A 22,588-nucleotide genomic window follows, 5' to 3' on the forward strand; every position below is an offset into this window, starting at 1 on the left:
CACTCCCCCATTCGGCCACTCCCCGGAAAGCCCCCCAGCCTAGTCCGTACCCGGAGTAAGGTGATTTCACGCTTTTGGACGAAAGTGGTGATGGGACACGCAAGCGCAGGTTTTGCTGTCGCGGTGCCGGCTTCCGAATAAGACCTTGCCCGGCCAGACAGGCTTGAACCCCGTTGTCCATGTCATTGCAGCCCCCCCTCGAAGGCGAGATGAATTAGGAGTTCATGATGACTGCCGTTTCCCAGACCTCTCTTTCGGTCAATCCCTGGCGGGACTTCGCCGGCGACGCGTGGAAGACCCGTGTCGATGTCCGCGACTTCATTCAGAAGAACTATACGCCTTATCTGGGCGACGGTTCCTTCCTGGCGGGGGCCACCGAACGGACCTTGAAGCTGTGGCAGACGCTGGGCGAATTCCTGAAACAGGAACGGGCCAAGGGCGTCCTCGACGTTTCCCTGGTGCCGACCTCGATCACCGCGCATGACGCCGGCTATATCGATCGCGCCAACGAGATCATCGTCGGCCTGCAGACCGATGCCCCCCTGAAGCGCGCCATTTTCCCGAACGGCGGACTGCGCATGGTCAAGGGCGGCCTCGAGGCTTATGGCTTCAAGCTCGACGCCGAAATCGAAGAGATCTGGCATAAGTATCGCAAGGATCACAATTCCGGCGTCTTCGACATGTATACCCCGGACATCCTGGCGGCCCGCAAATCGGCGGTGATCACCGGCCTGCCCGACGCTTACGGCCGTGGCCGCATTATCGGCGACTATCGCCGCGTCGCCCTTTACGGCACCAACTTCCTGCGCGAGGAAAAGCAGCGCGAGTTCCATGAGCTGGACGAGGCGGTCTTCTCCGAAGACGTGCTGCGTCTGCGCGAAGAGCTGTCCGAACAGTTCCGCGCGCTCGACGAGCTGCGCGAGATGGGCGCCAAATACGGTTTCGACCTGTCCCGCCCGGCCGACAACGCCCGCGAGGCGATCCAATGGACCTATCTCGGCTATCTGGCCGCCGTCAAGGAACAGAACGGCGCCGCCATGTCGATCGGCCGCATCTCCACCTTCCTCGACATCTATATCGAGCGCGATCTGGCAGCCGGCGTCCTGACCGAGGAACAGGCCCAGGAGATGATCGACGATCTGGTGATCAAGCTCCGCATCGTCCGTTTCCTGCGCACTCCCGAATATGACACCCTGTTCTCGGGCGATCCCACTTGGGTGACCGAATCCATCGGCGGCATCGGCGAGGACGGCCGTCCGCTGGTCTCCAAGAACAGCTTCCGTATCCTTCACACCCTCTACAATGTCGGGCCGGCCCCCGAGCCGAACCTCACCGTGTTGTGGAGCACCAGGCTGCCGGAGGCGTTCAAGGCCTTCTGCGCCAAGGTCTCGATCGACACCAGCGCGATCCAGTACGAAAACGACGACGTCATGCGTCCGCAGTGGGGCGACGATTACGGCATCGCCTGCTGCGTCTCCGCCATGCGCATCGGCAAGCAGATGCAGTTCTTCGGAGCGCGCGCCAATCTGGCCAAGGCTCTGCTTTACGCAATCAATGGCGGCGTCGACGAGAAGTCGGGCGCCAAGGTGGCCAAGGGCTTCGAGCCGATCACGGCGGACGTGCTGGACTATGACGAGGTCGTCGCCAAGTACGACAAGATGATGGATTGGTTGGCCGCGACCTATGTCAAGGCGCTCAACTGCATCCATTATTCGCACGACAAATACGCCTATGAGCGGATCGAGATGGCCCTGCACGACCGCGACATCCTGCGCACCATGGCTTGCGGCATCGCCGGCCTGTCGGTGGCGGCAGATTCGCTGTCGGCCATCAAGCATGCCAAGGTGCATGTGATCCGCGACGACAAGGGCCTGGCCGTCGATTACAAGATCGAGGGCGACTATCCGGCCTACGGCAACAACGACGACCGTGCCGACTCCATCGCCGTGTGGCTGACCGAGACCTTCATGGAGAAGATCAAGGCGCAGCCCAGCTTCTATCGCAACGCCCTGCCGACCCAGTCGGTGCTGACCATCACCTCGAACGTCGTCTATGGCAAGAAGACCGGCAACACGCCGGACGGCCGCCGCGGCGGCACGCCGTTTGCCCCGGGTGCCAACCCGATGAACGGGCGCGACGTGAAGGGTTTCGTGGCCGCGGGCGCTTCCGTCGCCAAGCTGCCCTATTGCTCGGCCGTCGACGGCATCAGCTGGACCGCTTCGGCCACGCCGGGCGCTCTCGGCCATCTGCCGGAAGAACGCCAGAAGAACCTGGCCAATTGCCTGGACGCTTTCTCGGCCGCCGGTGGGCATCACGTCAACGTCAACGTGTTCAACCGCGATACCCTTGTGGATGCCATGGATCATCCCGAGCTTTATCCGCAGTTGACCGTGCGCGTTTCCGGCTATGCTGTTAACTTCGTCAAGCTGACTCGCGAACAGCAGCTCGACGTGATCAGCCGCACCTTCCACGAGAAGGTGTGAACGCCTTCTGAAAGATTAAGACCAAGTCTCGATGAGGATGACGCATCGAGACTTGGTCTGGCCCATTGAGGGCCCGCGCCCCGCCGGCCTTGCCGGCAATTATCGCGAATGTGCGCGAAGCGCACAGGGCGTTGGCGCGAAGCCCAGGGATACGGAGTATCCCGCCCGGCGATTGAGGGCTCGGTGATCGGTTTCGATCACCGAGAATTGGTATAAAAGGACACGAAGCCATGGTCGCGGTCTCGTCGACGGCCTCCCCAGATCTGGTTCAAGCGCCGGTGGGCTATCTCCACTCGGTGGAATCGGGGGCGGCGGTCGACGGACCGGGCATGCGCTTCGTGTTCTTCGTTTCGGGCTGTCAGTTCCGCTGTCAATATTGCCATAACCCCGACACCTGGAAGCTGCACAACGGCCGCCAGGTGACGCTCGACGAGGCCTTGGCGGAAGTTCGCCCCTACGCCGGCTTCCTGAAAATCGCCGGCGGCGTCACCATCTCGGGCGGCGAGCCCCTGATGCAGGCGCCCTTCGTCGGAACCTTGTTTTCCAAGATAAAATCGGAATTGGGCTTGCACACGGCGCTCGACACCCAGGGCTTCCTGGCGGGCAACGTGGCCGACGACTGGTTCGACCCTGTCGATCTGGTCCTTCTCGACATCAAACAGATCGATCCCGAAAAGCATCTCGCCCTGACCGGTCATCCGGTGCAGCCGACCCTGGATTTCGCCCAGCGCCTGGTTCGGCTTGGCAAAAAGATGTGGATTCGTTATGTTCTGGTCCCTGATATCACCGATAAAAGTGTGGATATTCTCAAGTTAGCCGATTTCGTGGTATCACTCGGTCCGGCGGTGGAGCGGGTCGAGGTTTTGCCTTTCCACCAGATGGGTGCGCACAAGTGGGAGAGCCTGGGGTTGACCTATCCCTTGGCGGGAACCCCAACGCCGACGCAAGACCAAGTCCAGCAGGCCAGAAGCCTGTTCGCGTCGCGCGGGCTTTTTGTGACCTGATCTGATTAGGCGTTCGTACTCTCCCCCTTATGATGCATTTATTTTTTTGGGATAAGTCATGACGAAGAATGGATCCTTGATCCTCGTGATCAATTGCGGCAGCTCCTCCTTGAAGTTTGCCCTGTTTCCCGCTGGTGAGCAGACGCCCCTGATGTCCGGCCTGGCCGAGTGTCTGGGCGAGGCGGATGCCCGTATCACCGCGAAGATCAACGATGCCAAGACGACCGAGCAGTTGAACGGTCAGGGGCATGCGGCCGCGCTCGACGTTCTGCTGCGCATTCTCGCCGAACATGATTGGCTGACCTCGGTCAAGGCCGTCGGCCATCGCATGGTGCACGGCGGCGAGGCCTTCAAGGCCTCGGTGGTGGTCAACCAGGCCATCCTGGCCGAGATCGAGGCGCACAACAATCTGGCGCCGCTGCATAATCCGGCCAATCTGCTGGGCATCCGCACGGCGTTGGCGAAAATGCCGGAGATCCCCCAGGTCGTGGTCTTCGATACCGCTTTCCACCAGACCATGCCGCCGGCCGCCTATCTCTACGCGTTGCCGATGGCGCTCTATCGCGAGCATGGCGTCCGCCGCTACGGCTTCCACGGCACTAGCCACCGCTTCGTCGCGGAAGAGGCCGTTCGCCTGCTCAAGCTCGATCCCGAAGACCATGGCCTGGTCATCGCGCATCTGGGCAACGGCGGTTCGGCCACGGCCGTGCTGAACGGCAAGAGCGTCGATACCACCATGGGCATGACCCCGCTGGAAGGTCTGGTCATGGGCACCCGCTCCGGCGACGTCGATCCCGGCGCCTTGATCCATCTGGCCCGCAATGCCGGCTGGGACATCAACGAGATGGACAATGTGCTGAACAAGAAAAGCGGTCTTCTCGGCATTTCCGAGCTGTCCAACGACATGCGCGCCATCGAGGGCGCCGCGGCCGAGGGCCATGACGGGGCGAAGAAAGCCCTCGACGTCTTCGTCCATCGTCTGGCCCGCCACATCGGCGGCCTCGCCACCTCGCTGCCGCGTCTCGACGCCGTCGTCTTCACCGGCGGTATCGGCGAAAATTCTTCGACGGTGCGCAAGCTGACCATCGATCGCCTGCATGTGTTCGGCATCGCGCTCGATGATGCCGCCAACGAAGCGACCATTCGCGGCAAATCCGGCGTGATCAGCAAGGGCAAGGGCCCCCTCGCCGTGGTGATCCCCACCAACGAGGAATGGATGATCGCCCGCGATGCCGCCGAGCTGGCCGGCCTGGTGGCCGCCCACTGACGATCTTCAAAGGGCGATGGCGGTGGCCATCGCCCTTTACTTTTCCGCCGGATCGGCGGAATCCGTCTTCGATCCGAAATGTTGACTGTTTGAAAACGCCCGGATGAGAGAGCCGGGGGAGTGAACGACATGGGCCAGAATTCGAATCAACGTTCTTTTTTCCTTGCCCCGATGGCACACGACGTGGGCCTGACCTCGATGGCCTTGGGCCTGGTGCGCGCCCTCCAGCGCGACGGCATCGACGTCGGCTTCATCAAGCCGATCTCCCAGCCGGAAGCGGCCGAGGGAGAGGTCGACCTGTCCACCACCTTCGCCAAGAGCCTTTGCCACATCGACACCTGCGAGCCGATCACCTTCGCCCATGCCGAGGAAATGGTCCGGCAGGGCCAGTTGTCGGCGTTGCTGGAGGACGTGGTCGCGCTGGTCGAAACCGTCCGTGCGCGCAACGACGTGGTGGTCATCGAAGGTCTGATCCCCAATACCGATCTGCAAATCGCCTCGCTGCTCAATGCCGAAATGGCCCGCAGCCTGTCGGCCAATCTGATTCCGGTGATTTCCGCCGCCCATCGCGACGCCCATGATCTGGCCGAGCATATCGCCCTGGCCCAGCGTCAGTTCGGTGTCGGCGGGCAGCCCTTCGCCGGCATTCTCATCAACAAGCTGCCCGAAGGCGCCAAGGGCGAGCGGTTGCGCGAGGATCTGGCCCGCATCGACGGCGGTGTGCCGCTGCTCGCCGCCGTGCCTTTCTCGCCGCGCCTCAACGCGCCCCGTCTGCTCGATCTGGTCAATGGTCTCGGCCTCAAGGTGGAACGTTCGGGCAATCTGGCGAGCCGTGTCCATGAAATCGTCGTCGCCGCGCGTTCCGTCGAGAACATGGTCGACCGGCTGCGTCCCGGCGCCCTGGTGGTGACCCCCGGCGATCGCAGCGACATCGTTCTGGCCACGGCGCTGGCCTCTTTGCGCGGCGTGCCGCTGGCCGGCCTGCTGCTGACCTGCGGCGAGCAGATGCCGCAATCCATCGCCTCGCTGATTCCGGCCAACTGGCTGAGCGGTTTGCCGATCCTTTCCTCCGAACTCGACACCTATGCCACGACGGCCCGGCTGGCCAACCTGTCCAGCCATGTGGGCGGCGATGACGCCGAGCGGATGGAGCAGGTCATCGAGTATATTTCCGAACATGTGACGACGGCGCCTCTGAAGCAGAAGATCGGCGAACCGCGCGAACTCAAGATGCCGCCGCCGGCCTTCCGCAATCGGCTGGTGCAACTGGCCAAGCAGGCCAATAAGCGGGTGGTTCTGCCGGAAGGCGACGAGCCGCGTACTCTGCAGGCCGCCGTCATCTGTCATGAAAAGGGCTTGGCCCACTGCGTCCTTCTGGGCGATCCCACCCGGATCCGCCAGGTGGCCGACGCCCAGGGTTTGACCCTACCGGCCGACATCGAGATTCTCGACCCGGAGAAGATTCGCGAGAACTATGTCGCGCCGATGGTCGAGATGCGCAAATCCAAGGGTCTGACGCCGCAGCAGGCGTCCGCCCAGCTTGAGGACACCGTGGTCCTGGGTACCGTCATGCTGGCGGTGGGCGAGGTCGACGGCCTGGTTTCCGGCGCCGTGCATACGACGGCCAGCACCGTCCGCCCGGCCCTGCAACTGATCAAAACGGCGCCGGGGCAGAGCATCGTCTCCTCGGTGTTCTTCATGCTGATGCCCGATCAGGTGCTGGTCTACGGCGACTGCGCCATCAACCCCAACCCGTCGGCCGAGCAGTTGGCCGACATCGCCATCCAGTCGGCCGGTTCCGCCAAGGCCTTCGGTGTCGAGCCCCGGGTGGCGATGATCTCCTATTCGACGGGCACCTCGGGCGTCGGCGACGATGTCGAGAAGGTGCGCGAAGCCACCCGCATCGCCCGCGAGAAGTGCCCCGATCTGCTGATCGACGGTCCGATCCAGTACGATGCGGCGAGCGTCGAGAGCGTCGGCCGCCAGAAGGCGCCGGACAGCAAGGTGGCGGGCCGGGCGAACGTCTTCGTCTTCCCCGACCTCAACACCGGCAACACCACCTACAAGGCGGTGCAGCGTTCGGCCAACGTGGTCAGCGTCGGCCCGATGCTGCAGGGCCTGCGCAAGCCGGTGAACGATCTGTCGCGCGGCGCCCTGGTCGACGACATCGTCTACACCATCGCCCTGACCGCCATTCAGGCGGTCTGACGCGACGGCGGGGAAACCCGCCCGGCGATTGAGGGCAGAGGTGATCGGGTCAGATCACCGAGAGTAGGTATTCGACGGCGCCGCCTTGAAACGCGGCGCCGTTCGCTTTTGTGGCCGGCCTCCGGAAACCCTATTGACTTCGAGTGCGCTCGAACCCCTAGCCTCGATTGCGTCGTGACGAAAGAAGGCTGTCATGAAGATCGGTGAACTGGCGAAGCGTTCGGGACTGTCGGCTCATACCATCCGTTATTATGAACGGATCGGGCTGCTGCCTTATGCCGACCGGGACCGCTCCCGCCAACGCGATTACGATGCCTCCATCCTGGTCTGGATCGAATTTCTCGGACGCCTGAAGACGACCGGGATGCCGATCAGGGAAATGCTCCGCTATGCCGCCTTGCGGGCGCGGGGCAAAGGCACGGAGGCGGAGCGCCGGGAGCTCCTGGAACGGCATCGCGAACACGTCCGCCACCATCTTGCCGAACTGCAGGCCAGCCTTCTCGTCCTTGACACCAAAATCGCCGGCTATGCCGGCACGGAACAGAGGATGATGGACAATGACGCAACAGCCCACCAACGAAAGCCGCCTGGAACGCGGTAAGCGCGCGCTCGCCGAAATAGACGGAGAGGCCGGACACAACGTCGTCGCCGCGCTGGCCGATATCGCTCCCGATTTCGCGACCTACCTGTTCGAATTTCCCTTCGGCGATATCTACTGTCGGCCGGGCCTCGATCTGCGGAGTCGCGAGATCTCCACCATCGCCGCGTTGACGGCGATGGGAAACGCCAGTCCCCAGTTGAAGGTCCATATCGAGGCGGGCCTGAACGTCGGCCTGACCCGCGAGGAAATCACCGAGATCATCATGCAGATGGCCGTCTATGCCGGTTTTCCGGCCGCGCTCAATGGCCTCTTCGCCGCCAAGGAGGTCTTCGCCCGCCGTGGATAAAAGCGTGGCACCGGCAAGGATGCCCATATGCGCTAGGGCGTGTCGTCATTTACCGCTCTTCCGGTATTTTGGTTTGGCGATTCAATCAAAAGACGTCATGCCCGGCCTTGAGCCGGGCATCCACGCCCCCGAACAAGTCTCCGCCGTTCGCTCCCACCACGTGGATGGCCGTGTCGAGCACGGCCATGACGGTTTTTGGGGCCATCAGCACGATATCCCGGCAACTGAGGACACGCCCTAGGGCGTGTCCTCAGTTGGGACTGCCGTCATTCCCGCGAAGGCGGGAATCCAGGCTCAGAGCCGCGTCCGCGGCGGGATGACTCTGTTTCCGTGCTTACGCACGTAAGAGTCTGGATTCCCGCCTGTGCGGGAATGAGTGCGTCCGTGAGGACGCTTTGTCTGCACGGTGTAAGTCCGTGTCGGAGTCGGTCGCGGCTTCGTAATCGAAAGTAACTGCGTCGCCGCGAGGCGGGGTGGGGAGCAACTGGAGGTGAATCGGCAGTCCGTAGGATAACGAACCTGTTTCGGCGTGATGCTGTGGCGAGCCTGCTCATTCATGGCGAAGCCTGGAAAGAATTGTTGGCGCTGATGCGACTGATAAAGCGACCAGCGGACAGATTGCGTGGTTGAGGTCGGAATGCCGGGAAGGCAAAGCGGAGTAAGCGGAGAGACCTGTCGGTCTGGGTGAGACCGGCAGGAGTCGGAACCCTCATAGTACTGGTGCCGCATCTGCGGTGAGAGGGGCGGGTAGCAAAGCCGCCCGTAGGGAAGGGGGGCAGGAAGTTGGATGCGAGAAGCCCGGAATGCAGCAAGACGTAGACTCGGAAGTGCCCGCGAGGGCTAAACAAGAGACAGAACCCCGCGACCCGAAATGGTGGTGGGCGGAAGCTTCGATCTGGACGGATCGCATGGTGTCGGCGCTGGTCAACGGCGTCAACGGAGGCAAATGGTTCAGCCTGATAGACAAGGTCATCCGGCCGACAACCTTGGATGCCGCGTGGCGGAAAGTTGCGCGGAACAAGGGTGCGGCTGGCGTGGATGGCCAAGGCATCGAACGATTCGCGGACCAAGCGGATCGATATCTGCTGGAACTTCACATCGCTTTGAAGGACGGTAGCTATCGGCCGAGCCCGGTCAAACGGGTGGAAATCCCCAAGGCTGACGGGCACACCCGTCCGCTCGGGATCCCAACGGTCAAGGATCGGATCGTACAGACGGCTCTCAAAATGGTCATGGAGCCTATCTTTGAAGTGAACTTCCGCTCCGGCAGCTACGGCTTCCGTCCGGGACGAAGCTGCAAGGATGCGTTGCGGAAAGTCGACCAACTTTTGAGGGAAGGCTTCCACTACGTGGTGGACGCGGACCTCAAGAGCTACTTCGACACCATTCCGCACGAACAACTCATGGCCCAGGTGGAGATCCTGATCAGCGACGGGGTCGTCCTGGCGTTGCTCAAGAGCTTTCTTCAACAGGACATCATGAAGGGCATGACGAGTTGGACGCCGACGACGGGAACCCCGCAAGGGGCCGTGATCTCGCCGCTGCTCTCCAACATCTACCTGCACCCGCTGGACCTCCTGATGGAGCAAAGCGGTCGCAAGATGGTGCGATATGCCGACGACTTCGTGATCCTCTGTCGGACGCAAGACGAGGCCATGGCCGCCCTTCGCCAAGTCGAGGCGTGGGTCACGGCTAACGGCCTGACGCTCCACCCGGACAAGACTCGGGTCGGCGATAGCCGGCAACCGGGACAAGGATTTGACTTCCTTGGCTATCGGTTCGAAGCGGGTCAGCGACTTGTGCGCAAGAAGAGCCTGAAGGCGATCAAGGACAAATTGAGGAGCCGGACGATCCGTAGCAGGGGTGACAGCCTGGAACGGATCATTGCCGACCTCAATCCGATGCTGAGAGGGTGGTTCGGCTACTTTAAACACGCCACACCCGGAGTATTCGGCTTCATCGACGGCTTCGTCCGGCGACGGCTGCGCGCGATCCTGCGAAAGCACGATAAGCGGCCCGGCATCGGACGCTGCAAAGCCGACCATCAGCGCTGGCCCAACGCCTTCTTCGCGGGGAAAGGTCTCTTCACCCTCAATACAGCCTTTGCTCAAGCGAGACACTCCCGATGAGGAAACCAACGACTGGAGAGCCGTGTGCGGGAGAACCGCACGCACGGTTCGGAGGGAGGGGAGGAAACTTCCCTACCCCTACCGTTGTTTTTACAAGAAAATTTCTCATGCAAGACGCAATTGAGGACACGCCCTAGCTTAACCCTCGCCCGCAAGGGGCGAGGGGGTATTTTTCTTATGCCAGCGCTTATGGGCAAGGATGCCGGTGCCACCGGGGGATTGTCCGTTGCTGGCTCGTGAACGACGCGCTTTTCCGCTCTCATCAAAGAGACCCAAAGGTCATCCGGCTCTGACGCCATCCAGGAACCGGGTGACCTCAAGGCGCATGGTCTCCGAGTTTTGGGCAAGTTCGCCCGCGGCGTTCAGCACTTGCTGGGAACCCGCCACCGCATTGTTGGTGGCCTCTGAAATTCCCACGACGTTTTGCGAGACGTCCTGGGTGCCCTGAGCCGCCTGCTGGACATTCCGGGCGATTTCCTGCGTGGCCGCGCCTTGCTGCTCGACGGCGGAGGCAATTCCCGATGAAATTTGGCGGACTTGCTCGATGATCGATCCGATGGTGCGGATGGCTTCCACCGTGCGTTTCGTTTCCTCCTGGACCGCGGTGATCTGACCGGAGATTTCCTCGGTGGCCTTGCCGGTCTGGTTGGCCAGGTTCTTCACCTCGCCGGCGACGACGGCGAAGCCCTTGCCGGCGTCGCCGGCGCGCGCCGCCTCGATGGTGGCGTTGAGCGCCAGAAGGTTGGTCTGGCTGGCGATGTCGTTGATCAATTGGACCACCTCGCCGATCTTGTCGGCGGCCTTGGCCAGGCCTTCCACCCGGATGTTGGTGGAGGAGGTCTCCTCGGACGCCGTGGCGGAAATTCTCGCGGCCTCGGCCACCTGACGGTTGATTTCGGAGATGGAGGAAGAAAGTTCTTCGGTGGCGGAGGCGACGGTCTGAACATTCGCCGAGGCCTGCTGGGCGCCGGCCGCGACCGTCGTCGCCTGTCCCGAGGCCTGCTGGGCCCCCGCCGCCAGGCTCTGGGCGGTTGCCTGCATCTCGGTCGCCTGCGTCGAAACGCCCTTGACCAGCCCCATCACCGAACTTTCGAACGAATCCGCCATGGCGAGCATGGCGCGTTTGCGTTCGGCCTCGGCCCTCGCCGCGGCTTCCCCCTGTTCGCGCTCCATTTCCTTGATGCGCAGGGCGTTCTCCTTGAACACCTGCACGGTCCGGGCCATCTGGCCGACCTCGTCTTTCCTGGCGGTGCCCTCGATGTTCGTGTCGAGGCGGCCTCCGGCCAGGTTTTCCATCTCCTTGCCGAGTATGGCCAGTGGTTTGGTGATGCCGCTGCGGACAATCCACAGCATGAGGGCGATCCCCAGGAACAAGCCGGCCACATTGCCCGCGAGCAGCAGGGTGGAGGTGTCCCGGGCGGTATTGGACGCGTCCGAGGCCCGCCGGTCGGCACCGGCAATAAGGGTGTTGGTCAGTTTGGTGAGGCTGCCCTGCGCCTCCGAGAGCTTCGGTTCACACTCGGTTTTCATGCGAAGCCCGACCTGCGCGATGTCTTCGGCGGTTGTGGCCTCGGCGGCCGCCTTCACAACCGGTCTGCAGGCTTCGATGCCGGCGCGGGATGGGGCATAGGCCCGCTCGACCTCCTCTCGGTAATTCGGAAGGAGGTCGAACACTTCCTTCTCCCTGGCCCAAAGCTCCTTTTCCGTCGCCTCGACCCGCGCCTTGGCCTTGGCGTTGCCCTCGGTGGTCGTTTCCATCACCAGGGAGTAGATGTCGCGCATATAGGCCGTCACGAAGCGGGCCGCACGCGCGTTGGTCAGCTTCACCGCCTCCTCATGGGCGATGATGTCGGAGAAGGTCTCCTGGACATGGATGATTTGCCGGCCGCCATAAATACTACCAATGATAGAAATGACGGCAATGACCGCAATGGCGATCATGATCTTAATATTAATCTGAAGGTCACCAAGCGTCATGAGCGGATGTCCAGAAATTAATTTTAATTAAAGGCGATTTTTCTGAATGAAGGAAAATCGCTACTCCATCTGGTATGACATTTTCGATCAAAAAAGGACAACCCCAAGAATCCTTGGAGGTAAGTTGATTTATGAAAAAAATTGATCTAATTTTTTGATGAGATAGTGAAATGATGACGACGAGGAAACGTCGCATGATAGATGGGCAGCAGCAGATTCTGCTTGATCTTATCGAGGTGATATCCGCATCAAAAAATTGTGACGGCGCTATTAATGCAATTAATCTGCACATTGAAAAATATTATTCAGTGAAGGCGCTTTCCATCGTCATCGCGCCATTTGATCGGCCGAGACGGCGTATTTTCAGCAGTACGGATCCCGCCTTGGGGCGGTTGTGGTTGGAAGTGGCGGACGAAAATCCGAATGGAACCGTGGCCTTTGAAATAATGAAAAAAAGGCATTTCTCATTATTTCCCTGGGGGAGCGGTATTGGTCTTCTTTATATTAAAGATGAAAGATTACTTGAGTTTTTTGAAGAAATAGATGCGTCCGGTTTTAAATCGAATTTCTTCATTCCATTCTGGGGTGGCTCTCCAGATGATCATGCCATCGTTTCCTTATACTCCTCCCTTTCGGCAAGGGAGTTGTCTGGGTTGGCCTGGGAGCACGGCGCCGATCTCATCAGCATTGCCACGGCGCTCGCCATGCGTGTTTCGGCCGGTCTGGAAGCCGAGCGGCGGCAGGAGGCGCCCATTCTGACAAACCGGGAAATCGAGAGCCTTCATTGGCTGGCGTCGGGGTTGCGCCTCGACATCATAGCCTGTCGTTTAGGCATTTCCGAATGGACCGTCAGTTTTCATTTGAAGAATGCGCGGGACAAGCTGGGGGCCCGCACGAATGAGCAGGCGCTGGTGAAAGCCCTGACGTTCGGCCTGATTCATCCCTGACGAAGGGACGGAGGCAATGCCCCATCCCCTCATCGAGACGTGATGTTACCAGGTCTGGGCCAGGCCCAACAGTTCCAGCAGGTGCCGCCGCAGTTCGACCAGCTTGGGGTCGCCGCGGTGGCGGGGGTAAGGCCGGTCGATCGGAATGTCGGCCTTCACCCGGGCCGGCCGTTCGCTGAAGACGATCACTCTTGTCGCCATGAACAGCGCTTCCTCGATGTCGTGGGTGACCAGCAGGGTGGTGAAGCCCGAGCGTTGCCACAACTCGACCAGTTCTCCCTGCATGCTGATTCGGGTGAGGGAATCGAGCTTGCCCAGCGGTTCGTCGAGGATCAACAGCCGGGGATCGTTGACCAGAGCGCGGGCCAGGGCCACGCGCTGGGCCATGCCGCCCGACAACTGGTGGGGATAGGCCTTGGCGAATCCGGATAAGCCGACCAGAGCCAGGGCATCGTCGATGCGCGTTCTATGGCTTTTCAAAAGTCCCTGGGCTTCCGGGCCCAGCGCGACATTGTCGCGGACCGTTCGCCAGGGAAAAAGGGTGGGATCCTGGAAAACCACCACGCGCGAGGGATCCGGACCGGTAATGGGCCGTCCGTCCTCGAGGATCTGCCCCTGGGTCGGCGGTTCCAGTCCGGCGACCAGGCGCAGCAAGGTGGATTTTCCGCAGCCGCTCGGCCCCAGGAGGGCGACGAACTCACCAGGCTCCACGTTGAACCGGATCTGTTCGAGAACCGGCAGCGGCCGGTCTTCGAGAGCGAACGCATGGTTGACGCCAAGGAAGTCGAGCCGCATTCCTTCGGCGTTATCGGGCGCGTCCAACCGGCGCGCGGCGGCGCTTACCATCGCAGTAATCCTTTCTGCCAAGCCAGAAGCCGGTCACGGATCTTGAACAGCAGCGTGACGAGGCCCGAGCACATCACGGCCATCACCAGAAGGGCCGCGTACATATTGCCGTAGGCCGCCCAGCCCTGAGCCCATTGCAGATACCAGCCGAGGCCGGCCTTGACCCCCATCATCTCGGCGACGACCAGTACCGAGAACGAGGACGCCAAGCCCATGAACAGGCCGACGAAGACGTGTGGCATGGCTGCCGGGACCGCCACCTTCAGCACCAGGAAACGTTGACTGGCGCCCAAGGTGCGCGCGATGTCGTAGAAGGCGCTGTTGACGCCGGCGACGCCGGACCAGGTCAGGATGGCCACCGGAATGCCCGAGGCCAGGGCGATCAGGAAAACGCTGGCGCTCCAACTGGAGGGGAAGGCGAAAAAGGCGATGGGCAGCCAGGCGATGGCGGGCAATGGACCGATCAGCCGCAGAATGGGATGTCCCCAATAGCCGGCGATGCGGGACCAGCCCAGGGCCACCCCCGAGGCGAAGCCGAGCGCGGCGCCGATGAAAAAGCCGGGAGCCAGCAACAGAAGCGAGCGGATGACGCATTCGCCGAGCCGGCGCCAGTCCTCGAAATAGACCTCCAGAAAGGCTTGCGGCGGAGCGAAGAAGGGTCTGGGCAGCAGATTGAGTTTGGCCGTGAAAATTTCCCAGGAGGTCAACAACAGCGCCAATGCCACTAGCCATGGCGCCAGGGAGCGCAGGCGGTCGATGCCCGGCAGACGGCGCCCGGCGACGCTCGCGAACAGCAGTCCGCCACCCAGGGCGCCGGCGGCGGAGGCCAACTCGGTGGTATAGGCCCAATCATCGAAATTGGGCCAGAACTCGACCACCAAGGCGGCTGCCAGCCAGGCGATTCCGGCGCCGAGCCCCCCAAGCCAAAGACGAGGCGGGGCGTCTTCGGATGAGGCGACCTGGTCCGGGGCCAGCGTCGTCGTGCTTTCGATCGTGGCGTCCACGTTAAAACCTCCTCACGAGAGAACATCCTCGGTGATCTTCTCGGCGAACTTCACCGAATCGGTGGTCGGCCGGATCACGGAGACGAGCTTCAATTCATCGGTGTATTGGGCGAGTTGATGGCGCAGGACCGGGCCCAGAGCATGTTCGCCGTGGGTATGGGTCTTCAAGAGGGCGACGATATCCTCCTGGCTGGTGTTGGCGACATAGGGCGCATAGGATTCCGCCGTTTGTTCCGGGTGGGCCGCCGTCAGATCCTGCGCCTCCAGCAAGGCCCGGGTGATGGCCGCCGCGGTCGGACGATCCTCGCGCAGCAGGCTGCCGCGGATGCCCAGCACGCAGCAGACGCGATGGGCATATTCATCCGAGAGATTGGTGCCGATTTCGACCAGATCGGTCTTCTTCAGAAAGCGAAAGGTGTCCGGATCCTGGTGGGCGATGGCATGGGCTTCGCCTTTCTCCACGGCAAGCGGCAGCAGGTCGGCGGGATATTGGCGCCAGTCGATGTCCCGGGTGGGGTCGATGCCGCGCTTCAAAAGAACGATGGAAAAGAAATTCTTGGCCGGGCTGCTTTGATCGGTGACGGCGATGGTCTTGCCCTTGAGGCTCTCGTAGCTGGTGACCTTGGCGTCCTTGGAACCCAGCAGGCGCAGGCAGCCGCCATGGGTGCCGGTGGTCAGGCGGACGTCGAAGCCCTGTTCCAGCGGTTTCAGCCAGCGCAGCGCCATGCCGACGCTGGCGTCGGCCTTGCCGGTCGACAAGGCTTCGAGAAGTTGATCGGTGGTGCCGGCCAGATTGACGAATTCAACGTCGAGATTGTGCTTGGTGAAAATGCCGCGATGCTGCGCGGCGGCCACCGGCGACAGGCAGGCGGCGTTGGGAAACCAGGCGAGCTTGATCTTTTTCGGCTCCGCCGCATGCAAAATCGCTGGGCTGAACAGGCCCGTCGAAAGGCCGAGGCCGGCGGCCCCCGCCGTCTTTAAAAGGCCGCGCCGCGACAGCCCGCCGTTTCGTCCAAGCAATTTTCCGCCAATGGTCCCCATGACGCCGAATCCTTTCCTTCAAGTCCCCGCGCGGCAAATAACATAAAAATTATGTTTATAGTGCCCGATGAACAATCCATAGGGGGAATATAACGGCATCACGGTGATGTGAGTCAATTAAATCTGTTAAATCAGTAGATTTATGGTCTGCTATCGCCTGACGGAGCCGAAGGTGTCGGATGCCGTTTCGCCGGTCGTGGTTTTTCCGCCGCTTTCTTCCGTCATCTGTTGGAGATGCTGCGCGCAATCAATGATAGAACGCTGCACAAAATAAAGTACAAAGCCGCGATGGACAGAAATATTTCGGTCGGAAAAAGTTGTGTCCGGCTATTCACCTGGCTTGCCACCATGGTCAGTTCCGGAACGTTGACGATGAAGGCGAGCGACGTGTCCTTGATCAGGGAGGCAAACAATCCGACGAATGATGGGATGAGATTTTTCAGCGCCTGTGGCAGCAGGATCCAGCGTAATACCTGGAATTCCGTGAATCCCGAAGCAATGCCGGCTTCGTATTGACTGCACGGCAAAGCCTGCAGTCCGGCCAGGACGCTGTGCATGATGGCCGCCGAACTGAACCAGGCCAGGGCCAGAATTACCGAAAGCGCATTCGGTATGCCGCCGCCGAACAACGCCGGCACAAGAAAATAGAGCCAGAAGATAACGAAGATGAGCGGTACGCCTCGAATCAGCTCTGCCCACAGGAATAGAAGCTTGCGGGGGATTGCCGCATATCTCCAGGCGATCACCGCCAGGGTGATGCCGAGCAGCAAAGACAAGGCGCCGGCACTGACGGCCATGATGACCGTCAGCAAGAGCCCCCCCAACTCACCTTCCGCCAGGCGCCCCCAAAGCAGATAATCGAGATTCCGAACGACAACGGTGAAGTCAAGGCCCACGACGGATCCCTCCCCGGATCATCGTTCCACTCCTTGGGCCGCAGCGGAGCAGGATCTGCCCCATCACCATGCCTATCGCCAGGTAAAGCAGCGTTCCCACGGCAAACGCCTCAAGGGCGTGGGAATTGTAGCTTTCGATCTGGCGGACTTGATAAGTGATCTCTGCGAGGCCGATGGCGGCCGCCAGAGAAGACAGCTTCATCAGGTTAAGATATTGACCGACCACCGGTTGCCAAGCATTGGCCAGGGCCTGCGGCAAGAGGATATAACCGAGACAGCGCCAATGACCGAAACCCTGGGCCAGCGCCGCTTCGCGTTGTCCGGGCGCCACGGCCATCAGGCCTGCGCGAATTTCCTCGGCGATGAAGACGCCGGAAAATACGCCAAGCCCCCAGGTCGCCGCCAGGAACTCCGGCGTCAGCAGCCCAACCCCGCCGGGTAACATGGCCCAGGAATGGTCATCGTTGATCCAGGCGCGCCAATCCGCCGGTAAAAGACCAAAACCGGCGAAATACCAGAAAAGGATCTGGACCAGGAGAGGCGTATTGCGGAAGACCGCGACAACGGTGATCGCCGGCCATTGGATGATCTGTTTTTCGGAAATCCGCAGGCCGAGTAATACGATGGCGATGAGAGTGGCGACGAGAAATCCGGCAAAAGTCACATAAAGGGTGGTCAGAACCCCGAGTTCCAACCATTCGAGGGGGGCGCCGCCCAGCACGCCGATCCAGTCGAAGGTCAAGCCTCCCATCAGTCGTTTGCAGTATGCAGTGGCGAGAGCAATTGTCGGAGAAATTGCCGGGTGCGCGGATGCTGGGGAGACAGGAAAAAGTCGGACGGTTTGGCATTCTCAAGAATAACGCCCTGGTCGATGAAGACCACAAGGTCGGCGAGTTCTCGGGCGAACCCCATTTCATGGGTGACCACCAGCATGGTGATGCCGCTCGTCGCCAAATCGCGCATCACGGTAAGTACTTCGCCAATCATTTCCGGATCGAGGGCCGAGGTCGGCTCATCGAACAGCAGGATTTTGGGGCGCATGGCAAGCGTTCGGGCAATCGCCACCCGTTGTTGCTGGCCCCCCGAGAGCTGTGCCGGATAGGCCTGGCGCTTGTCGGCCAGTCCAACACGCTCAAGAAGCTCCACCGCCCTGAGCGTCGCGTCCTTGGGCGTGATGCTCAGGACTTTGCGCAAAGCAAGAGTGATGTTCTGTTCGGCAGTAAGATGGGGATAAAGGTTGAACTGCTGGAAGACAAACCCGATCTGGGTCCTGAGTTGCCGCAGCGACCGACTGCGGAGTGATGCAACGCTTTGTCCGTCGACAAGAATGTCTCCCCGGGACAGGATCTCCAATTGGTTGACGAGGCGAATGAGCGTGGACTTTCCCGAACCAGACGGCCCACAGATGACAACCACCTCTCCCTTGGTGATCGACAAATCGATCCCGCGAATGACATGCAGTTTGTCGTAGAACTTATGCACGTCACGGAATTCAATCATGGGAAGTCTCTCTTCCGGCGAACCGGAAGAGAGTAAGTCGGTTCCCGGATGGTTCACGGAGCAACGATCTTAAAGTTACGAGGTTCTGGTGCTTTGGTTCCTTTTCCAAACCAGCGCTCAAAGATCTGTCCCGCTTGGCCATCTTGTTCCAAGGAGACCAAAATCTTATTGACCTCGGCAAGCAGTGCCGTTTCATCCTTCTTTACGCCGACGCCAATTTCTTCTTTGCTCAACAACTCGGGCAGAAGCCTGTACTTGTCCTTGTCCGGCGCGGCGGCAAGCAGGCCCGCTAGGATTTCGGCATCCTGGGTAATGGCCTGGACAGAGCCATTGCGCAACGAGGCCAGCGCAAGCGGAACGTCGTCGTAGGAAAGGACGCGGGCCTGCGGGAAACGCGTCTTCAAGGCCTGCTCTCCGGTTGTTCCCTTGACGGCGCCAATGCGAGCGGTGGCATAGCCGTCAAGTTTGTCAGGACTGCCGGCCGGGACGAGAAACTGCTGGCCGGTAACGAAATAGGGGGTGCTGAAGTCAACGACCTTCGCGCGTTCGGGCGTGATCGTGATATCGGCAACGATCAGGTCGACCTTGCCCGATGTCAAAAGCGGAATGCGGTTGGCGGGATTGGTCGGAACCAACTCTAACTTCACACCGATCTTGTCGGCGAAGGCTTTGGCGAAATCGATATCATAACCAACCAGACTGTGGGTTTTCTCGTCGACCAGACCGAACGGTGGATTACTGTCGAACACGGCAGCGCGCAATACGCCGGCCTTCCGGATATCCGCCAATTGATCAGCGTGAGCCGCTCCGGTAAGGCCGAGGACCAGGGTGATCGCCGCGGTCAAATAGCGAAATTCAAAACCCATGGTAAATTCCCTTCTGCAGAATGAAGCCCCTTCCCCGGATAAACAGGGGAGCTTATTTGCGTCAGAATTTCACAGCCTATCATCTTAGTCAAAAAATTATCATAACAACATATATTTTAAGTTATTTCTCGGCTGAGAATGATCACCTGATTAAACGTGGGAAAATCGCGGCTTGTTACCGAAGGTTCACACTCGCAATGGTGTTATTTAACAAAATTTTGAAAAATCATGGTTGTGTGTCGCGTAAAATCAGAATACTTAATTAATGGAGTATATATATGAACTACATTTTTTTGGAGTTCAATAATGATGCTGCGATATGACCGGATGTGGTTGCGGGGGCTTGGTTTTGTTGCCGGTTTGGCCGCCGTTTTGTTGACAACCTCGGCCCAGGCCGCTGAAAAGATCAAGCTTGGCGTTATCGGCGGAGCCGAGGAGGAAATCGCCGAGGTGGCAAAGAAAGTGGCCGCGACCAAAGGACTTGACGTTCAGTTGGTCGCTTTTTCGGACTACGTATTACCCAACGTAGCGCTCGATAACGGCGAACTCGATGCCAACGCGTTCCAGCACAAGCCCTATCTTGACGCTCAGATCAAGGCGCATGGCTACCACATCGTGCCCATCGGCTTCACCATCGTCGAGCCGATCGGCCTTTACTCGAAGAAGATCAAGGCCATCGATCAATTGCCTGAAGGGGCCAAGATCGGCATCCCAAACGACCCCAGCAACGGTAGCCGGGCTCTCACTTTATTGGCGGCCAAGGGCCTGATCTCCATCAAGGAGGATAAGGTTCGGAGTCCGTCCGTCCTCGATATCTCCGGCAATCCGAAGGCCCTTAAATTCGTTGAATTGGACGCGGCGCAGCTCCCACGGTCGCTCGACGACTTCGACGCGGCGGTCATCAACACCAACTATGCCCTGGAAGGCGGTCTCAATCCCCAAAAAGACGTCCTGATCCAGGAGCCGAGGCAAAACAACCCCTACGGCAATTTCATTGCCGTCCGCGAAAAAGACAAAGATAAGCCGGTCTTCAAGATCCTTGTCGCCGCCTATCAATCAAAGGAAGTCGAAACTTTCATCGAGACCCGTTTCAAGGGCGCCATCCTGCCGGCGTGGTAGGCGGACACTCTTCGTTCCCGGTGGCGTGTCGGTCGGTCTTGGGGATCATCGGCATGCCGGCGGGCCCTTGCGTATTTCGAACAGGAGTGATCGACGATGTCTTTCCGGCTTTCCCGTATCGTTTTCGGCGCCATTGTGCTTGCCGCCGGTTTCGGCATCGGCCCGAACGCCCATGCCGCGTCCGACACGCTCGCCAAAATCACGCAGCGCGGCACGTTACGCGTCGGGTTGGAAGGTACCTATCCGCCATTCAACTACCAGGACGAGAAAGGCGAACTGGTCGGCTTCGAGGTCGACTTCGCCAATGCCATCGCCAAAAAATTGGGGGTCAAGACGGAGTTCCTGCCGACCAAATGGGATGGAATACTGGCGGCCTTGGATGCCGAGCGGTTCGACGTGGTCATCAATCAGGTGACCGTCAGTTCGGAACGGCGGCAGAAATATGATTTCAGCCAACCTTACACGATTTCGGGCATCCAGATCATTACGCGGCGGGGCAATGATCCGAAGATATCGAGCCCCGGGGATCTGACCGGCAAGAAGGTCGGCGTCGTGCTCGGCACCAATTACGAGCAATGGCTGAAGGCCAATTCCCCAAAGACCGACATTCGCACGTATGACGACGATTCCACTCGCAATCAGGATCTCCTTGCCGGCCGGATCGACGCCGTGCTCAACGACCGTTTGATCGTTGCCAATCTGGTCAAACAATACAATGGAGAGATTGTGGCTTCCGGCGAGCCGTTCGCCAAGCAGGAGCAGTCGATCGCCTTCCGTAAGGGAGATCTGGTCCTGCGCGTGGCGGTTGACAAGGCTATCGACGAATTACGCGGAGATGGAAGCCTCGCGAAAATTTCCGAAAAATGGTTTGGCTTCGATGTGACGAAGTAACGTCGTGAACAATTCCATTGATTTGCTGATACAGTCTCTCCCCTTTCTCCTGAAGGGGGCCGCCTACACCGTCGAGCTTGCGGTCGGTGGCATGCTTTTTGGCCTGATTCTAGGTTTCATTTTGGCCTTGATGCGGAGGTCATCGGTTTCCCTTCTTAAAGGGGGGGCTCGCTTTTACGTCTCCTTCATTCGCGGGACGCCTCTTCTGGTCCAACTGTTCGTTATTTACTATGGTTTTCCGCAGTTCGGTCTGCGGCTCGATCCCATTCCCTCGGCGTTGATCGGTCTTTCGCTCAATGTCGGGGGATATACGGCCGAGATTTGGCGCGCGGCCATCGCTTCGGTCGATCGGGGGCAGATCGAGGCCGCCGAATCACTCGGCATGACACCATTTCAAACGATGATGCGAACGGTCCTGCCACAGGCGACACGGCTTGCCTTGCCGCCGTTGGGAAATACTTTTATCAGTCTGGTAAAAGACACCGCATTGGCTGCGACGATTCAAGTGCCGGAATTATTCAGACAGGCGCAATTGATTACGGCAAGAACCTACCAGGTTTTCACGATGTATCTGGCAGCGGCGGCACTTTACTGGGTGCTGTCGGGTGTATTGGGGTGGCTGCAGCTTCGCCTGGAGGCCCGTGTCTCCCTCCATGTCCAAGAGACCTGACGGACCATGATCGACGTTCAGTCTTTGACGAAACATTTTGGCGGCACTCCGATCCTGCAGGGGCTCGACCTCGCGGTGGCCAAGGGGGAGGTATTGGCCATCATCGGGCCAAGCGGTTCGGGCAAGACAACCTTGCTGCGCTGCCTCAATTTTCTGGAAATACCGACCAGCGGGCGAATCAAGGTGGGGGCGATCGAGGTGGACGGCGCCTTGGGCTTGCAACACCAGAAAGCCCAGATCCGCAACTTGCGTCAGCATGTCGGTTTCGTTTTTCAGAATTTCAATTTGTTCCCGCATCGAACCGCCTTGGGAAACGTCATCGAGGGACCGATCATCGTAAAAAAGGAATCCCGTGACGTGGCCGTGGCACGCGGTCGGGAATTGTTGGCCAAGGTCGGCTTGGCCAACAAGGCGGATGTCTATCCGTCACGCTTGTCCGGCGGGCAGCAGCAGCGCGTCGCCATCGCTCGTGCCCTGGCCATGCAGCCCGATGTGTTGTTGTTCGATGAGCCAACGTCGGCCTTGGATCCGGAATTGGTTGGCGAGGTTCTTGTGACGATCCGCGCCCTCGCCGACGAGCACCGCACGATGATTGTCGTGACTCATGAAATGTCCTTTGCCCGTCATGCGGCGGATCGCGTCATTTTCATGGAGGCCGGCGCCATCATCGAACAAGGGACGGCGACCGAGGTTTTTGACAATCCACGGGAGGAACGAACCCAGCGTTTTCTTCGCAAATTGCGTGACCGCGGAGGTGCCGCGTGATTGGGCGGCGGATAACGCGAGCCTTTTG

The 22,588-nt window shown here is 60.1% G+C and carries 20 protein-coding genes; 12 read left to right on the forward strand and 8 right to left on the reverse strand.

What is annotated here, in order from left to right; genetic code table 11:
* Nucleotides 1–224 precede the first annotated feature (224 nt).
* The 7 genes from pflB to ltrA all read left to right on the forward strand — a co-directional run bounded on the left by pflB (nt 225) and on the right by ltrA (nt 10,038).
* Nucleotides 225–2,483 (forward strand): formate C-acetyltransferase, encoded by a 2,259-nt coding sequence (pflB, locus tag CWS72_RS08645; protein ID WP_476718208.1) that lies wholly within the window; start codon nt 225–227, stop codon nt 2,481–2,483.
* Between the two features lie 230 nt (nt 2,484–2,713).
* Nucleotides 2,714–3,487, forward strand: a complete 774-nt coding sequence (pflA, locus tag CWS72_RS08650) for a pyruvate formate-lyase-activating protein (protein ID WP_101250196.1) — start codon at nt 2,714–2,716, stop codon at nt 3,485–3,487.
* Between the two features lie 58 nt (nt 3,488–3,545).
* Nucleotides 3,546–4,754 carry an acetate/propionate family kinase gene (locus CWS72_RS08655; protein WP_101250197.1) on the forward strand — a complete coding sequence of 403 codons (1,209 nt, stop codon included), beginning with the start codon at nt 3,546–3,548 and terminating at the stop codon, nt 4,752–4,754.
* 129 nt (nt 4,755–4,883) lie between these two features.
* On the forward strand, nt 4,884–6,962 hold the full coding sequence (gene pta, locus CWS72_RS08660; protein WP_101250283.1) for a phosphate acetyltransferase: 2,079 nt from the start codon (nt 4,884–4,886) through the stop codon (nt 6,960–6,962).
* A 193-nt stretch (nt 6,963–7,155) separates the two neighbouring features.
* On the forward strand, nt 7,156–7,563 hold the full coding sequence (locus CWS72_RS08665; RefSeq protein WP_101250198.1) for a MerR family transcriptional regulator: 408 nt from the start codon (nt 7,156–7,158) through the stop codon (nt 7,561–7,563).
* On the forward strand, nt 7,520–7,909 hold the full coding sequence (locus CWS72_RS08670) for a carboxymuconolactone decarboxylase family protein (RefSeq protein ID WP_101250199.1): 390 nt from the start codon (nt 7,520–7,522) through the stop codon (nt 7,907–7,909). The genes CWS72_RS08665 and CWS72_RS08670 overlap by 44 nt, the downstream gene beginning before the upstream one ends.
* A gap of 803 nt (nt 7,910–8,712) precedes the next feature.
* Complete coding sequence (ltrA, locus tag CWS72_RS08675; RefSeq protein ID WP_199175598.1) at nt 8,713–10,038, forward strand: group II intron reverse transcriptase/maturase; 1,326 nt, start codon at nt 8,713–8,715, stop codon at nt 10,036–10,038.
* 279 nt (nt 10,039–10,317) lie between these two features.
* Here the strand turns inward: ltrA and CWS72_RS08680 are convergent, their stop codons facing one another.
* Entirely contained in the window at nt 10,318–12,015 is a 1,698-nt protein-coding gene (locus tag CWS72_RS08680) for a methyl-accepting chemotaxis protein (RefSeq protein WP_241911642.1), read from the reverse strand.
* Nucleotides 12,016–12,209: 194 nt separating this feature from the next.
* Here CWS72_RS08680 and CWS72_RS28335 point away from each other — a divergent pair, with 194 nt between their 5' ends.
* Entirely contained in the window at nt 12,210–12,962 is a 753-nt protein-coding gene (locus CWS72_RS28335; RefSeq protein ID WP_158240563.1) for a response regulator transcription factor, read from the forward strand.
* A gap of 45 nt (nt 12,963–13,007) precedes the next feature.
* On the opposite strand, the gene CWS72_RS08690 is transcribed toward CWS72_RS28335, so the two are convergent.
* The 7 genes from CWS72_RS08690 to CWS72_RS08720 form a co-directional block, all read right to left on the reverse strand.
* Nucleotides 13,008–13,808 carry an ABC transporter ATP-binding protein gene (locus tag CWS72_RS08690; RefSeq protein ID WP_101250201.1) on the reverse strand — a complete coding sequence of 267 codons (801 nt, stop codon included), beginning with the start codon at nt 13,806–13,808 and terminating at the stop codon, nt 13,008–13,010.
* On the reverse strand, nt 13,802–14,812 hold the full coding sequence (locus tag CWS72_RS08695; RefSeq protein ID WP_101250202.1) for an ABC transporter permease: 1,011 nt from the start codon (nt 14,810–14,812) through the stop codon (nt 13,802–13,804). Before CWS72_RS08695 ends, CWS72_RS08690 begins: the two co-directional genes overlap by 7 nt.
* 12 nt (nt 14,813–14,824) lie before the next feature.
* Nucleotides 14,825–15,853, reverse strand: a complete 1,029-nt coding sequence (locus tag CWS72_RS08700) for an ABC transporter substrate-binding protein (RefSeq protein ID WP_101250203.1) — start codon at nt 15,851–15,853, stop codon at nt 14,825–14,827.
* Nucleotides 15,854–16,074: 221 nt separating this feature from the next.
* A complete protein-coding gene (locus CWS72_RS08705; protein WP_241911643.1) occupies nt 16,075–16,665 on the reverse strand; it encodes an amino acid ABC transporter permease in 591 nt (196 codons plus the stop codon).
* 73 nt (nt 16,666–16,738) lie between these two features.
* On the reverse strand, nt 16,739–17,500 hold the full coding sequence (locus tag CWS72_RS08710) for an amino acid ABC transporter permease (protein ID WP_101250205.1): 762 nt from the start codon (nt 17,498–17,500) through the stop codon (nt 16,739–16,741).
* Nucleotides 17,500–18,249: an amino acid ABC transporter ATP-binding protein gene (locus CWS72_RS08715; RefSeq protein WP_101250206.1), complete on the reverse strand. Its 750-nt coding sequence runs from the start codon at nt 18,247–18,249 to the stop codon at nt 17,500–17,502. The genes CWS72_RS08710 and CWS72_RS08715 overlap by 1 nt, the downstream gene beginning before the upstream one ends.
* 53 nt (nt 18,250–18,302) lie before the next feature.
* The gene (locus tag CWS72_RS08720) at nt 18,303–19,115 is read right to left on the reverse strand and encodes an ABC transporter substrate-binding protein (protein ID WP_101250207.1); all 813 of its coding nucleotides are present in this window, start codon (nt 19,113–19,115) and stop codon (nt 18,303–18,305) included.
* A 306-nt stretch (nt 19,116–19,421) separates the two neighbouring features.
* Here CWS72_RS08720 and CWS72_RS08725 point away from each other — a divergent pair, with 306 nt between their 5' ends.
* The 4 genes from CWS72_RS08725 (at nt 19,422) to tcyN (ending at nt 22,560) form a co-directional block, all read left to right on the forward strand.
* On the forward strand, nt 19,422–20,234 hold the full coding sequence (locus CWS72_RS08725) for a MetQ/NlpA family ABC transporter substrate-binding protein (protein WP_241911644.1): 813 nt from the start codon (nt 19,422–19,424) through the stop codon (nt 20,232–20,234).
* 96 nt (nt 20,235–20,330) lie between these two features.
* Nucleotides 20,331–21,125, forward strand: coding sequence for a cystine ABC transporter substrate-binding protein (gene tcyJ / locus CWS72_RS08730; protein WP_101250208.1), 795 nt, complete (start codon nt 20,331–20,333; stop codon nt 21,123–21,125).
* A 4-nt stretch (nt 21,126–21,129) separates the two neighbouring features.
* The gene (tcyL, locus tag CWS72_RS08735) at nt 21,130–21,795 is read left to right on the forward strand and encodes a cystine ABC transporter permease (RefSeq protein WP_101250209.1); all 666 of its coding nucleotides are present in this window, start codon (nt 21,130–21,132) and stop codon (nt 21,793–21,795) included.
* A gap of 6 nt (nt 21,796–21,801) precedes the next feature.
* Nucleotides 21,802–22,560: an L-cystine ABC transporter ATP-binding protein TcyN gene (tcyN, locus tag CWS72_RS08740; RefSeq protein WP_101250210.1), complete on the forward strand. Its 759-nt coding sequence runs from the start codon at nt 21,802–21,804 to the stop codon at nt 22,558–22,560.
* The last annotated feature ends 28 nt before the right edge of the window (nt 22,561–22,588 follow it).

The organism is Telmatospirillum siberiense, assembly GCF_002845745.1.
GTDB lineage: Bacteria > Pseudomonadota > Alphaproteobacteria > Rhodospirillales > Magnetospirillaceae > Telmatospirillum > Telmatospirillum siberiense.